Source organism: Bordetella genomosp. 13, assembly GCF_002119665.1.
In the GTDB taxonomy this organism is placed as follows: domain Bacteria; phylum Pseudomonadota; class Gammaproteobacteria; order Burkholderiales; family Burkholderiaceae_B; genus Bordetella.
Genome location: NZ_CP021111.1, coordinates 2,967,815 through 2,982,195 on the forward strand (window position 1 = coordinate 2,967,815; position 14,381 = coordinate 2,982,195).

11 protein-coding genes are annotated in these 14,381 nt (G+C 66.3%); 2 read left to right on the forward strand and 9 right to left on the reverse strand.

All coding sequences use genetic code 11. From position 1 onward, the window contains the following. Positions 1 to 42: 42 nt before the first annotated feature. A complete protein-coding gene (pstS, locus tag CAL15_RS13365; protein WP_086079048.1) occupies positions 43 to 1,086 on the reverse strand; it encodes a phosphate ABC transporter substrate-binding protein PstS in 1,044 nt (347 codons plus the stop codon). A gap of 282 nt (positions 1,087 to 1,368) precedes the next feature. After that, positions 1,369 to 3,414: a polyphosphate kinase 1 gene (gene ppk1, locus CAL15_RS13370; protein ID WP_086081082.1), complete on the reverse strand. Its 2,046-nt coding sequence runs from the start codon at positions 3,412 to 3,414 to the stop codon at positions 1,369 to 1,371. Between the two features lie 306 nt (positions 3,415 to 3,720). On the opposite strand from ppk1, the gene ppx reads away from it, so the two are divergent. Then, entirely contained in the window at positions 3,721 to 5,211 is a 1,491-nt protein-coding gene (ppx, locus tag CAL15_RS13375; RefSeq protein ID WP_086079049.1) for an exopolyphosphatase, read from the forward strand. Between the two features lie 65 nt (positions 5,212 to 5,276). Here ppx and CAL15_RS13380 read toward each other — a convergent pair whose 3' ends face one another. The 5 genes from CAL15_RS13380 to CAL15_RS13400 form a co-directional block, all read right to left on the reverse strand. Next, positions 5,277 to 6,071, reverse strand: coding sequence for a GNAT family N-acetyltransferase (locus CAL15_RS13380; protein WP_086079050.1), 795 nt, complete (start codon positions 6,069 to 6,071; stop codon positions 5,277 to 5,279). A gap of 215 nt (positions 6,072 to 6,286) precedes the next feature. Then, complete coding sequence (gene glmM, locus CAL15_RS13385; protein ID WP_086079051.1) at positions 6,287 to 7,633, reverse strand: phosphoglucosamine mutase; 1,347 nt, start codon at positions 7,631 to 7,633, stop codon at positions 6,287 to 6,289. Further along, on the reverse strand, positions 7,630 to 8,472 hold the full coding sequence (folP, locus tag CAL15_RS13390) for a dihydropteroate synthase (RefSeq protein ID WP_086079052.1): 843 nt from the start codon (positions 8,470 to 8,472) through the stop codon (positions 7,630 to 7,632). Before folP ends, glmM begins: the two co-directional genes overlap by 4 nt. A 32-nt stretch (positions 8,473 to 8,504) precedes the next feature. Next, positions 8,505 to 10,391 carry an ATP-dependent zinc metalloprotease FtsH gene (gene ftsH / locus CAL15_RS13395; RefSeq protein WP_086079053.1) on the reverse strand — a complete coding sequence of 629 codons (1,887 nt, stop codon included), beginning with the start codon at positions 10,389 to 10,391 and terminating at the stop codon, positions 8,505 to 8,507. 220 nt (positions 10,392 to 10,611) lie between these two features. Continuing rightward, positions 10,612 to 11,253: an RlmE family RNA methyltransferase gene (locus CAL15_RS13400; protein ID WP_086079054.1), complete on the reverse strand. Its 642-nt coding sequence runs from the start codon at positions 11,251 to 11,253 to the stop codon at positions 10,612 to 10,614. 18 nt (positions 11,254 to 11,271) lie between these two features. Between CAL15_RS13400 and CAL15_RS13405 the strand changes: the two genes are divergently transcribed. Beyond that, the gene (locus tag CAL15_RS13405; protein WP_086079055.1) at positions 11,272 to 11,865 is read left to right on the forward strand and encodes a YhbY family RNA-binding protein; all 594 of its coding nucleotides are present in this window, start codon (positions 11,272 to 11,274) and stop codon (positions 11,863 to 11,865) included. Between the two features lie 106 nt (positions 11,866 to 11,971). Here CAL15_RS13405 and greA read toward each other — a convergent pair whose 3' ends face one another. Then, a complete protein-coding gene (gene greA / locus CAL15_RS13410; protein WP_086079056.1) occupies positions 11,972 to 12,448 on the reverse strand; it encodes a transcription elongation factor GreA in 477 nt (158 codons plus the stop codon). Positions 12,449 to 12,896: 448 nt separating this feature from the next. Then, on the reverse strand, positions 12,897 to 14,210 hold the full coding sequence (locus tag CAL15_RS13415; RefSeq protein WP_086079057.1) for a solute carrier family 23 protein: 1,314 nt from the start codon (positions 14,208 to 14,210) through the stop codon (positions 12,897 to 12,899). Positions 14,211 to 14,381 lie beyond the last annotated feature (171 nt).

Sequence of the window (14,381 nt, forward strand, 5' to 3'; positions counted from 1 at the left end):
GGGTAAAGCGCCTCCACCCGGACAACCGCGGTCGTTAACTGCTTACTGCCACACGGCCTTGCCGTCAGCCGACTTGACTTCCGACTTCCACTGGGCGCGGATCTGGTCGGTCACGTTCTGGGGCAGCGGCACGTAGTCCAGGGCTTCGGCCGACTTGGCGCCATTCTTCCAGGCCCAGTCGAAGAAGTCCATGACAGCCTTGCCTTGGGCGGGCTTGTCTTGCGACTTGTGGATCAGGATGAAGGTGGCGGCGGTGATGGGCCACGAGTCGGCGCCCGGCTCGTTGGTCAGCACCACGCCCATGCCCGGAGCGCTCTTCCAGTCGGCGTTGGCAGCAGCGGCGGCGAAGGCCTTTTGTTCGGGTTGCACGAACTTGCCGTCGACGTTCTGCAGTTGCGTCCACGACAGCTTGTTCTGCTTGGCGTAGGCGTACTCGACGTAGCCGATCGAGTTCTTCAGCTGGCCAACGTAGGCGGCGACGCCTTCGTTACCCTTGCCGCCCTGGCCGGTGGGCCACTTGACGTCTTTGCCCTGACCGACCGACGACTTCCACTCGGGGTTGACCTTGGACAGGTAGTTCGTGAAACCGAAGGTCGTGCCCGAACCGTCCGAACGGTGCACCACGACGATGTCAGCCGAGGGCAGCTTGACGTCGGGGTTCAGCGCCTTGATGGCGGCGTCGTCCCACTTCTTGATCTTGCCCAGGAAGATGTCGCCCAGGACCTTGCCCGACAGCTTCAGTTGGCCGGCCTTGACGCCGTCGAGGTTCACCACGGCAACCGTGCCGCCGATGACGGCGGGGAATTGCAGCAGGTTGTTCTTTTCCAGGTCTTCAGCCTTGAGGGGATCGTCCGACGCGCCGAAGTCGACCGTCTTGGCCTTGATCTGCTGCTGGCCGCCGCCCGAACCGATCGACTGGTAGTTGACTGCGTTGTTGGTGGCAGCCTTGTAGTCGGACGCCCACTTGGCGTAGATCGGGTACGGGAACGAAGCGCCAGCACCGGTGATGTCGACGGCGTGAGCGGTGAAAGCAGCGGCGCTCAGGGCGACGCTCAGGGAAACTTGCTTGAAGACACGTTTGAACATCGTGGTTCCTTCTGTGCTTGTTGAGGAATTCCGGCGAGGGTCAAGATGCTTGGTCTCGACCGACAGGCGCATCTTAGAAGTCAAAAATGACAGGATAGTGACAGTCACAAATGGCCTTGCCGGGGCACATGGAATTGACGATTCTTTATGGGGACGGGGCATTTGACGCGTTACGCCCTGCGCTGGTGCAAATTGTAGGCGCGATGCCGCAACGCAGCAAACACATAATAGGGACAAAAGAAAGGCGCCCATCGGCGCCTCCTCTGCAGGCCGGATCGCTGGTTACTGCCCCAGCGTGCGCATCAGATGATCGTGCATGTCGAAGGGCTCGCGGCGGGTGCGCACCCGGGCGTAGGTGCCGTCCGGCTGCTGCTGCCAGGCCAACTGGTTGTCGCGCAGCGCGTAGGTGAAGGCTTCGTCGATGACGCGCTTCTTCAGCGCCTTGTTGCGCACCGGAAAGGCGATTTCGACGCGGCGGAAGAAATTGCGGTCCATCCAGTCGGCGGACGACAGGTACACGGTTTCCTGTCCGTCGGCGTGGAAATAGAACACCCGCGAATGCTCGAGGAACCGGCCGACGATGGAACGCACCCGGATGTTCTCGGACAGGCCCGGCACGCCCGCCCGCAGCGTGCATACGCCGCGGATGACCAGGTCGATGCGCACGCCGGCCTGGCTGGCCTTGTACAGCTCGTCGATGACCTGCTCTTCGAGCAGCGAATTCATCTTGGCCATGATGTGCGCGCGACGTCCGGCGCGCGCGGCGTCCGCCTCGGCACGGATCGCGGCCACCATCGAATCGTGCATCGTGAACGGCGACTGCAACAGCGCCTTGAGCGTGCGGCGCGCGCCCAGCCCCGTCAGTTGCCCGAAGACCTTGTCCATGTCCTCGCACAGGTCGGGGTCGGCGGTCAGCAGGCCGAAGTCGGTATACAGGCGCGCGGTGCGCGGGTGATAGTTGCCGGTGCCCAGGTGGGCATAGCGGCGCAGGCGGCCGTGCTCGCGTCGCAGCACCAGGGCCATCTTGGCGTGCGTCTTGTGCGCCACCACGCCGTACACCACGTGCGCCCCCACCTCTTCCAGGCGCGCCGCCCAGTTCATGTTGGTCTGTTCGTCGAAGCGCGCCATCAGCTCCACCACCACGGTGACTTCCTTGCCGGCCCGCGCAGCCGCCAGCAGTATCTTCATCAGCTCGGAGTCTTCCCCGGTGCGATAGATCGTCTGCTTGATGGCCATCACGTCAGGATCCAGCGCCGCGGCGGTCAGGAAGTCGATGACGGGCTGGAACGACTGGTAGGGGTGGTGCAGCAGGCGGTCGCGCTCGGCCACGGCGGCGAACAGCTCGGCCGGCTTGTCGCGCAGACGCGCGAAGGGCTCGGGCACCACGGCGTGGTACGGCGGGAACAGCAGGTCGGGATGCGTGTCGGTGCTGCACAGCTGCATCAGGCGCGACAGGTTGACCGGGCCGTTGACGCGATAGGTGTCCACCGGCGTCAGCGAGAACTCGCGCTGCAGGTAGGCCTCGAGATCGGGCGGCGTCATGCGGTCGATCTCCAGCCGCACCGCCGCGCCGAAATTGCGCTGCGAGAGTTCGCCCTGCAGGGCCAGCCGCAGGTTGGTGACCTCTTCCTCGTCGACGAACAGGTCGCTGTTGCGGGTGACGCGCCACTGGTAGCAGCCGAGGATTTCCAGGCCCGGGAACAGCTCGCCCACGAAGGCCCGCAGCAGCGACGTGAGCAGCACGTAGCCGTCGGGATGGCCCGACACCTCGGCCGGCATGCGGATCAGCCGCGGCAGCGCGCGCGGCGCCTGCACCACCGCGATGGAGGCGCGGCGGCCGAACGCGTCCGCCCCGGACAGCGCCACGATGAAGTTCAGGCTCTTGTTGTAGACGCGGGGGAATGGATGCGAGGGATCGAGGCCGATCGGCGTGAGCAGCGGCATGACCTCGCGACTGAATACGTCGCGCGCCCACTCCTGCTGCTGGCCGTTCCACTCGGACGCGTGCAGCAGCACGATGCCTTCGGACTGCAGGCTCGGCAGGATCTGGCTGTCTAGCAGCTCGTACTGGCGTTCGACCAGGGCGTGCACCTTGGCCTGCACCCGTTCGAAGGCTTCGCCTGGCGTCAGGCCGTCGCAGCCCACGACCCCGGGGGTGAGGCGCTGCTGTTCCTTCAGGCTCGAAATGCGGATCTCGAAGAACTCGTCCAGGTTGGCGCTGACGATGCAGACATAACGCAGGCGCTCCAGGATAGGCACGCGCGGATTCTCGGCCATGGCCAGCACGCGCTCGTTGAACTTCAGCAGCGACAGCTCTCGATTGAGCATCCGTGGCTCGGCCGGGCCGCGATCGGCCGGTGCAGGCGCTGCGAGCGGGGCCGCCGCATCGGCGGCGGTGCCGGCCTCGGCAGTATCGGCGGTGGTTTCGGTTCCGGTGCTGCGGTCGAGATCCTGATCTGTCATGGGACTACTGTGCGTTCCTGTCTTAAACGGCAAGGCAATTCATAAGGGTACGCCAAATTCGGCTCGCTGCGCTGGCAAGCCTTTGTTCCGCAAGCAGAAAATGGGACCACAACGGCCCCGCGCCGTGGCCTAACTATAATTCTGCCTAATCGACAGCTTCAAACGAGCCGCATGGACCATTTATTGGCCGCCGTGGACCTGGGGTCCAACAGCTTCCGTCTCTCGATCGGACGCGTCGTCCAGCAGGACGGCGTCGCGCAGATCTACCAGATCGACCGCCTGAAAGAAACCGTACGCCTGGCCGCCGGACTGGACGCCGACAAGCGTCTGAACGCCGAAGCCGTGCAGCGCGCCGTGGCCGTGCTCGAGCGCTTCGGCGAACGCCTGCGCAGCTTCCATCCCAACCGGGTGCGAGCAGTCGCCACCAACACGTTCCGCGTGGCCCGCAACACGCAGGAATTCATGCCCCAGGCCGAGGCCGCGCTGGGCTTTCCCATCGAGGTCATCGCCGGCCGCGAAGAAGCGCGCCTGATCTACCTGGGCGTCATGCACAGCCTGCCGCCCTCGTCCGAAAAGCGCCTGGTCATCGACATCGGCGGCGGTTCCACCGAGGTCATCATCGGCAAGGGCTTCGAGCCCAACCTGATGTCGTCGCTATACATGGGCTGCGTCAGCTACAGCCGCCAGTTCTTCGGCGACGGCTCGGTGGACGCCCACCAGATGAAGCTGGCCGAACTGGCCGCGCGCCGCGAGATCGAAGTCATCGCCAAGCAATACCGCAAGACCGGATGGAAGGAAGCCTACGGCTCGTCAGGCACGGCCAAGGCGCTGTATGCCATCCTGACGGAATGCGGTTTCTCGCAGACCGGCATCACGCGCGCCGGCATGAACAAGCTGAAAGACCGCATCATCCGGTCCGGCCGGGTCATCCCATCGGAACTGCCGGGCATCAAGCTCGAGCGCGCCGACGTGCTGCCCGGCGGGCTTGCCATCATGAGCGCCCTGTTCGACGAACTGGGCATCGACGTCATGTATACCGGCGACGGCGCGCTTCGCCTGGGCGTGCTGTACGACCTGCTGGGCCGCGACGATGCGCACGACAAGCGCGACGAATCGGTGCGGCTGTTCATGAAGCGCTACCACGTGGACGTCAACCAGGCGCGCCGGGTGCGCCAGGCCGCGCTGGGCTTCTACGACGGGCTGGTGACCGAATCCACCGACGAAAGCGCCGACCTGCGCCATGCGCTGGGCTGGGCCGCCGACCTGCACGAGGTCGGACTGTCGATCGCGCACAACACATACCACAAACACACGGCCTACGTGCTGGAAAACGCCGACATGCCGGGGTTTTCGCGGGCCGACCAGCAATTGATGGCGATGCTGGCGCTGGGCCACCAGGGCAAGCTGTCCAAGCTCGAGATCCTGTCGCCGCGGCGCGATCAGTGGATCGCGATTCTGTGCCTGCGGCTGGCGGCGCTGCTGTTCCGCCGCCGCGAAGACATTTCGCCCATTCCGCTGCGCGTGTCGGTGAAGGGCGATTCGATCGTGGTGCGAGTGGATGGCGAGTGGCTGGCCAGCCACCCCCTGAGCGATTTCACCTTGCGTTCCGAAGAATCAGAATGGCGCAAGGTCGGTTTCTCGTTCGAGCTGCTCGAGCTCTAGAAGCAATTGCCGGCTGACCCGCTGCATCAGCCGGTGTTTGGCGCGACGCAGCAGGTTCAGCATGTTCAGCGCTCCGCGGCGCGATCGAAGCCGAAGTGGCGCCGGTAGCGCTCGTCCATGCCGGCCATGGTCAGCAACACCGGGAAGTCGGCGGCGTTGAAATCCGGATCCCAGGCGGGTTCGCCACAGACCTTGGCGCCCAGCTTCAGGTAGCCCTTGATCAGCGGAGGCACGCGTGCCGGCAGCGTGCTGTTCAGGCGCTCGACCGGATAGCGGTGCAGCGGCTTGACGCGCGGCAGGGTGGGATCCTGCAGGTGCTTGGAGACGGTGCGCCACACTTCGGCGGCGGTGACGCCGTCGTCGCGCAGGCTGACGCTGGCGCAGCCCAGCAGATAGCTGTAGCCGCCGCGGCGCAGGAACTCGGCCAGGCCCGACCACAGCAGCATGATGACCGCGCCGTTGCGGTGGTCGGCATGCGTGCAAGAGCGGCCCACTTCGACCAACTGGTCGCGCAGGTTGCCCAGCCCGGACAGGTCGAATTCGGATTCCGAGTAATATCCACCGGCCTCGCGCGCTTTCTCGGGGGTGAGGATGCGATAGGTGCCGACGACGCGGCCCGTATCCAGTTCGCGCACCATCAGGTGCTCGCACCAGCGATCGAAGCGGTCCTGCTCGATGCCGTCCTGGGCGTCGGGGAACACGGCGCCCATGTCCTCCGTGAAGACCGTGTAGCGCAGACGCTGGATCTGTTCGACTTCCTCGGTGGTGCGCGCCAGCCCCACGGCAAGCCCGCGCTGGGCGGCCCCGGACCAAGCCTGGGTGTTTTCGGGAGCGGTATCGATGCGGGCTAGTTCGAGCATTGCGCGGAACTCCTAAATATCCTGCCAGTTTGGACGCGCGTCATGTCAGTAATCTGACTGATATGTTACGTGATTGTGAAGTTTATGCCCGAAGAGACCCGAGCGGGTGCAGGCTTAGGGCAAAGTAACCCTTTGATACGATGCCACCGACACTGGTGCTGGTGCGGCCTGGACGGGGTGAATGCGGCGGCCATTGCGGCCGCCGCCGCGTATCGTCAAGCGGACAGGGCGTCCGCCAGGCGCTGGGCGCAGGACGCGGCCAGTTGTTCGTCTTCCGCCTCGACCATGAGGCGCAGCTTGGGCTCGGTGCCCGAAGCGCGGATCAGCACCCGGCCGCGGCCGGCCAGCTCGGCCTCGACCGCCTGGCGCGCGCCGCCCAATCCCGCGTGGGTTTTCCAGTCCAAGCCCGGCGCCAGCGGCACGTTGATCATTTTCTGCGGATACAGGCGCAGGTCGCCCACCCATTGGGCCAGCGGCTGGCCGCCGCGGCGCAGCGCCGTCAGCACCTGCAGGGCCGCGACGATGCCGTCGCCCGTGGTATGGCAATCGAGACACAGCAGGTGGCCGGAGCTTTCGCCGCCGAACAGCCAGCCGCGCTCGAGCAGTTGCTCGAGCACGTAGCGGTCGCCCACGTTGGCCCGCTCGAAGGGCACTTCCATCTTCTGCAGCTGACGTTCGAGTCCGTAGTTGGTCATCAACGTGCCCACCACCCCGGCCACCGGGCCGCGCTGCAGGCGCTCGCGGACGATGGCGTACAGCAACTCGTCGCCATCGAAGATGCGGCCATCGCCGTCGACCATCTGCAGGCGGTCGGCATCCCCGTCCAGCGCGATGCCCAGGTGCGCGTTGCGGGCGCGCACCTCGCGCACCAGCATGTCCGGATGCAGGGCGCCGACGCCGTCGTTGATGTTGAAACCGTCGGGCGAGACGCCGATGGTGTGCACCTCGGCGCCCAGTTCGCGGAACACGTGCGGCGCGGTGTGGTAGGCGGCGCCGTGCGCGGCGTCGACCACCAGGCGCATGCCGTTCAGGTCGAGGTCGGACGGGAAGGTGCTCTTGCAGAATTCGATGTAGCGGCCCTGGGCATCCTGCATCCGGCGCGCGCGGCCCAGTTCCTCGGAGCGCACGCAGCCCAGCGGCTGCTCGAGTTCCGCTTCGATCTCGGCCTCGACTTCGTCGGGCAGCTTCATGCCCTGCGCCGAGAAGAACTTGATGCCGTTGTCCTGGTAGGGATTGTGCGAGGCGCTGATGACGATGCCCGCCACCAGCCGCAGCGCGCGCGTGAGATAGGCCACGGCGGGCGTGGGTATGGGACCGGCCAGCAGCACGTCGATGCCGGCCGCCGACAGCCCTGCCTCGAGGGCGGACTCGAGCATGTAGCCGGAAATGCGGGTGTCCTTGCCGATGACGACCTGTGGCCGCCCGCCCCCGCGGATCGCCTGCTTGCGCGCGAGGACCTTGCCCGCGGCATAGCCCAGGTGCAGCGCGAAGCCCGGGTTGATCACCGGTCCCCCCACTTCGCCGCGCACACCATCCGTACCGAAATACTTGCGTTGACTCATGAACGTATGGCTCCTTGTTCGGCCGACTGCCAGACCTTGAGCGCGTCGACGGTCTCTGCCACGTCGTGCACACGTACGATGGCAGCGCCGCGCGCCACGCAGGCCAGAGCGGCCGCGATGCTGCCCGCCAGGCGGTCCTGCACGGGACGCCCCGTGACCGCGCCTATCATGGATTTGCGCGACAGGCCCACCAGCAGCGGATAGCTTGAAACACGCAGGCTGGAGAGCCTGCGCAGCAACTGATAATTCTGCTCCGCCGTCTTGCCGAACCCGAAGCCGGGATCGAGCACGATGCGACGGGGGTCGACCCAGGCGGCGCGCAGCCGCTGCGCGCGCGAACCCAGGAACATGCCGATCTCGCCCAGCAGGTCGGAATATTCGGGCGACTGCTGCATGGTGCGCGGTTCGCCTTTCATGTGCATGACGCACACGCCGCAGCGCGACTGCGCCACCGCTTCGATGGCGCCCGGCTGCCGGAAACCGTAGATGTCGTTGATCATGTCGGCGCCGGCATCGAGCACCGCGCTCATGACCTCGGGCTTGAAGGTGTCGACCGACAACGGCACGCCGCAGTCGCGCAGGGCCTCGATGACCGGCAGCAGCCGGCGCAGCTCGTCCTGGGCGGACACGGGCTCGGCGCCGGGCCGGGTGGACTCGCCGCCCAGATCGAGGATATGCGCGCCGTCGGCGATCAGTCGGCGGGCGTGGGCGACGGCCGAATCGGCATCGTCATGCTCGCCCCCGTCGGAAAACGAATCCGGCGTGACATTGACGATGCCCATGACCAACGGGCGCTCGAGATCGAACTCGAAGCGCCCGCACAGGAACGTATTTGCCATTTGTCCGGCAGACCGGCCGCGGCGCGCGGCGCTTAGACTGCGGCGGCCGTGTTGCCGCCGGCGGCCAGGCCCGGAGGGGGCGAGTCCGGCGAATCGGACGGGCCTTGCGGCGTCTTGGGAGGACGCGGCGGACGGCCGTTGATGATGTCGTCGATCTGGTCGGCGTCGATGGTTTCCCATTCGAGCAGCGCCGAGGTCATGACTTCGACCTTGTCGCGGTTCTCTTCCAGGATCTTGCGTGCGACGCCGTACTGCTCGTCGATGATGCGGCGGATCTCGGAATCGACCTTCTGCATGGTCGCTTCGGACACGTGCGTGGTCTTGGTGACGCTGCGGCCCAGGAAGACCTCGCCTTCGTTCTCGGCGTAGACCATGGGGCCCAGTTCGTCGGTCATGCCGTAGCGCGTGACGATGTCGCGGGCGATGGCCGTGGCGCGCTCGAAGTCGTTCGAGGCGCCGGTGGTCATCTGGTTCATGAAGAGCTCTTCGGCGATACGGCCGCCGAACAGCACCGCGATGGTGGACAGCAGGCGCGTCTTGTCCATGCTGTAGCGATCGTTCTCGGGCAGCTGCATGGTCACGCCCAGCGCGCGGCCGCGCGGGATGATGGTGACCTTGTGCACCGGATCGGTCTTGGGCAGCATGCGCGCGACGATGGCGTGGCCAGACTCGTGGTACGCAGTGTTCTTGCGTTCCTCTTCGGGCATGACGATCGACCGGCGCTCGGCGCCCATGATGATCTTGTCCTTGGCCTTTTCGAAGTCGGACATGTCGACGGTGCGGCCGTTGCGGCGCGCGGCGAACAGCGCGGCCTCGTTGACCAGGTTGGCCAGGTCGGCGCCCGAGAAGCCGGGCGTGCCACGCGCCAGGATGGTGGCGTCGACGTTGGTGGCCAGCGGCACCTTGCGCATGTGGACCTTCAGGATCTGCTCGCGGCCGCGGATGTCGGGCAGCGGCACCACGACCTGGCGGTCGAAGCGGCCCGGACGCAGCAGCGCGGGATCCAGCACGTCGGGACGGTTGGTGGCGGCGATGACGATGACGCCCTGGCCCGACTCGAAGCCGTCCATTTCGACCAGCATCTGGTTCAGGGTCTGCTCGCGTTCGTCGTTGCCGCCCCCCAGGCCGGCGCCGCGCTGGCGGCCGACCGCGTCGATTTCATCGATGAAGATGATGCAGGGCGCGTGCTTCTTGGCGTTTTCGAACATGTCGCGCACGCGGGCCGCGCCCACGCCGACGAACATTTCGACAAAGTCGGAACCCGAGATGCTGAAGAACGGCACCTTGGCCTCGCCGGCGATGGCCTTGGCCAGCAGCGTCTTGCCGGTACCGGGCGAGCCCACCATCAGCACGCCGCGCGGGATGCGGCCGCCCAGCTTCTGGAACTTGCTGGGGTCGCGCAGGAAGTCGACCAGCTCTTGCACGTCTTCCTTGGCCTCGTCGCAGCCGGCGACGTCGGCGAAGGTGATCTGGTTGGTATTCTCGTCGAGCATGCGCGCGCGCGACTTGCCGAAGCTGAACGCGCCGCCGCGCCCGCCTCCCTGCATCTGGCGCATGAAGAAGATCCAGACGCCGATGAGCAGCAGCATCGGGAACCACGAGACGAAGATGCTCATCAGCAGCGACGGCTCTTCGCGGGCCTTGCCCGACACCTGCACGCCATACTTCAGCAGGTCGGACACCATCCAGAGGTCGCCGGGCGACGTCAGCGTGTACTGGCGGCCGGCGTCAGGCGTGACATACAGGACATCGCCCTGCACGTCCACCTTGCGGATGCGGCCCGCCTTGGCGTCGTCCATGAACTGGGTGTAGGTGACGCCGTCCTGGCTCTGTGCACGTCCGTCGAACTGCTTGAATACCGTGAACAGCACCAGTGCGATCACCATCCAGACCGCGACTTTAGAAAACGAATTGTTCAAGGTCGATCTCCTGCTCTCGATTCCGACCGGTGGCTGCGATCGATATCTGGTATGCCCCGGGCCGGAAAGCCCCGCGGCGCAGCCACTTTTAATGTGAATGACTCATTCTACCCTGTCGGGAAAGAACGCGTTTCCACGCTGTTGTACGCGTGTAACCGGGGCGGACCCGGAAGATGACCTCTCGAGGCAAGTTACATTTCGGACGACGGCGCGCGCCCGGCTACGCGTGCTGCTTCAGGTTGCGACCGACCAGGAATGTCTCGGACGACTTGTCCCGCGACGCCTTGGGCTTGCGTTCGACCACCCGGCGGAACCGCTGCTTGAAGGACTCCACGATCTGCGAGAAACCGCTGCCATGGAAAGCCTTCACGATCAGGGCGCCGTCGGGCTTCAGATGCGCGCACGAGAATTCGAGCGCCAGATCGCACAGATGCTGGATGCGAGCCGAATCCGCAACGCCGACTCCGGACAGATTGGGGGCCATGTCCGAAATCACAAGGTCCACCGCGCGTTCGCCCACGATTTCCTCGAGCTGGCGCAGCACGGTCTCTTCGCGGAAGTCGCCCTGGATGAACTCGACCCCGGCCACGGGCTCCATGGGGAGGATGTCCAGCGCGATGATGTGACCGTCGACCACGCCGCCCGGACCGGCCAGGCGCTCGCGAGCCACCTGCGACCAGCTGCCCGGCGCCGAGCCCAGGTCGACCACGACGTCACCGCGCCGCATCAGCTTCTCGGTATCCAGGATTTCGATCAGCTTGAATGCCGCCCGCGCCCGGTAGCCCTTCTGCTGCGCCAGTTTGACGTACGGATCGTTGATGTGCTGGTGAATCCAGTCTTTGGAGAATTTATTCTTGGCCATTCCCGTACAATTCCACGCATGCCTATATTAGAACTTACCTCTCGCGAACGCAGCGAGCTGCGTTCGGCGGCCCACCCGCTGCGCCCGGTCGTGCTGATCGGCGACAACGGCCTGACCGAAGCCGTTCTCAAAGAGATCGACTCGGCCCTGAACGCCCACGGCCTGATCAAGGTGCGCGCGGGCGGCGAAGACCGCGATGCGCGCGAAGCCATGCTGGCCACCATCTGCGACACTCTGTCCTGCGCGCCGGTCCATCACCTGGGCAAGACGCTGATCCTGTATCGCCGCCAGCCAGGCAACGTGCAGGCCGCCAAGACCGACGCCGCGCCCAAGCGCAAGGCGTCCGAACCTTACACGCCCAAGAAGCTGGCCGCCGAGGGCAAGCGCGTCACCAAGACGCGCGCCCCGCGCCGCACCGAGGATGAGGCCGCCAGCCCGGCCCGGCCCGCGCGCGACGCGCTGCAGGCCGGACGGCCGCCACGCCCCAGCACGCGCAAGGCCGCTTCCAGCCATGGCGTGCCGCGCCGTGCGGGCAGCGCACTTAGCCTGCGCGCCGGCGCGCGGCGCGCCACCGGCCCCGCCCGCAAGACCAGCAGGACCGTCAAGAAATGATATCCGGAGCGGTGGGGCAACTGCCCTGCCCCGCAAGACGCCCGGCGCAACGCCGGGCTGACAGCCGGGCCGGGCGCCGCCAACGGACGCCCCGCCCATGCGGCGCTTAGATGTAGCGCACGTTGATCACTTCGTATTCGCGCACGCCCGACGGGGCCTGCACTTCCACCACGTCGCCCTCGGACTTGCCGATGAGCGCGCGCGCCACCGGGCTGGAAACCGAGATCAGGTTCGACTTGATGTCGGCCTCGACGTCGCCCACGATCTGGTAGGTCAGGCGGTCGCCCGAATCCAGGTCTTCGATCTCGACCGTGGCGCCGAACACGGCGCGGCCTTCGCTGTCCAGCGCGGTCGGGTCGATGATGTGGGCATTGGAAAGCGTGCCCTCGAGCTCGGCGATGCGGCCTTCGATGAAGCCTTGGCGCTCGCGCGCGGCATCGTATTCGGCATTCTCGGACAGGTCACCCTGCGCACGCGCTTCGGCGATGGCATTGATGACGGAGGGGCGCTCCACGGTCTTGAGCCGATGCAGCTCTTGTTGCAAGCGCTCGGCCCCGCGCACGGTCAAAGGAATGGCAGCCATGTCGTTTCCCAAACAAAAGTAGAAAAACGCCCCCAACGGAGCGTTTCTGGGTGAAAGGTCGAGCAAACCGCCAAGCCGGTTTCCGCAGGAAACCGGCGGTGATGCCGGACTGGCGATCCAAAAAGGAGAAAGCGCGGGCATACCGCCCGCAGCTACGTGTTGTCTCCCCTTTATGGATCGTACGGGCCGCGATAAGCCTGGGAACAGGCTTAAGAAAACAGGCCTGCGAGCAGTCCCTTGTAACGGTCTGCACGACAGTCCGGGCACACGGCCCCAGGAAAATGGACCTGCGTACCTACGGACGGGCGGACCAGCAGACAGGCGGCGGTGCGTCGACCAAAACAAAACCCCGGCTCGGGTCGGAACCGGGGCTGATCAAACGTCATTGTGGGCAAACTCGGCCCGAATTGCAAGCCGGCCCGGACCTGCGGAATTTCCGTGCGCGGCTCTATTCCATGCGGCGCGCGCCGACGCGCAGCAGCGCATACAGCAGGATGGCGCCGAAGGTGGCGGTGCCGATGCCGCCCAGCATGAAGTCACCCAGCTTCAGCGTGAAATCGCCGGCGCCCAGCACCAGCGTGACGGCCGCGACGATCAGGTTGCGGTTGTCGCTGAAATCCACGCGGTTCACCACCCAGATGCGCGCCCCCGCGATGGCGATCAGGCCGAACACCACCACCGACATGCCGCCCAGCACCGGGCCGGGTATGGTCTGGATCAGCGCGCCGAACTTGGGCGAGAAGCCCAGCGCGATGGCGATGAAAGCCGCGATCACGAACACCAGGCTGGAGTAGATGCGGGTCACCGCCATCACGCCGATGTTCTCGGCATAGGTGGTGACGCCCGTGCCGCCCACCGCGCCGGAGACCATGGTCGCCACGCCGTCGCCAATGAAGGCGCGCCCCAGGTAGCGGTCCATGTCGCGGCCTGTCATGGCGGCCACCGCCTTGACGTGGCCCAGGTTCTCGGCAACCAGGATGATGGCCACGGGCACGATCAAACCCATGGCGTCGGCGCGGAACACCGGCGCGGAGAAGCTCGGCAGGCCCAGCCAGGCGGCCGCGGCCACGCCGGAGAAATCGATGGGCTTGCCCAGGCCCATGCCGTTGGCGAACACCGCATAAATGACGCAGGCCAACAGCATGCCGACCAGGATCAGCAGGCGCTGCACCATGCCGCGCGTGAAGACCGCGATGCCGCCCACGCACACGATGGTGACCAGCGCCATCGCCGCGTCGAAGCTGCCCTGCCCCATGGCGCCCTTGGCGGCGATGGGCGCCAGGTTCAGGCCGATCACCGCCACGACGGCGCCGGTGACCACCGGGGGCATCAGCGCCTCGATCCAGCCCGCGGCACGCGCGCCGGCCGCCGACACGCCCAGGCCGATCAGCGCGTACACCAGGCCGCAGGCGATGATGGCGCCCAGCGCCACGCCGATGTTGGCGTTGGCGCCGCCGCCCGCGTAGCCGGTCACGGCCACCACCCCGCCGATGAAGGCGAAGCTGGATCCCAGGTAGCTGGGGACCCGGCCGCCCACGAACAGGAAGAAGATCAGCGTGCCGATGCCCGACATCAGGATGGCGACGTTGGGGTCGAAGCCCATGAGCAGCGGGGCCAGCACCGTGGAGCCGAACATGGCGACCACGTGCTGTGCGCCCATGGCGACGTTCTTGGGCCAGGACAGGCGCTCGTCGGGCGCGATGACGGCGCCGGGCGCGGCATCGTCGACCACGCGCCAGCGCGGGAAATAGGAATTGGACATGAGCCCCCTCGTTGATTCTCGGTTCCAGGTGACAGGCGGGCGCCAGTGTAAAGGCTAATCGGGGCCGGCACTAAAGCCGGATGAGGGCAGGCACGGGCGGCGTTGCGTCCCGTCGACAGGCAGGGTTAAGTTGATCGGGGCGACGCCGTAGTAGCGTCATCCACCCACTGG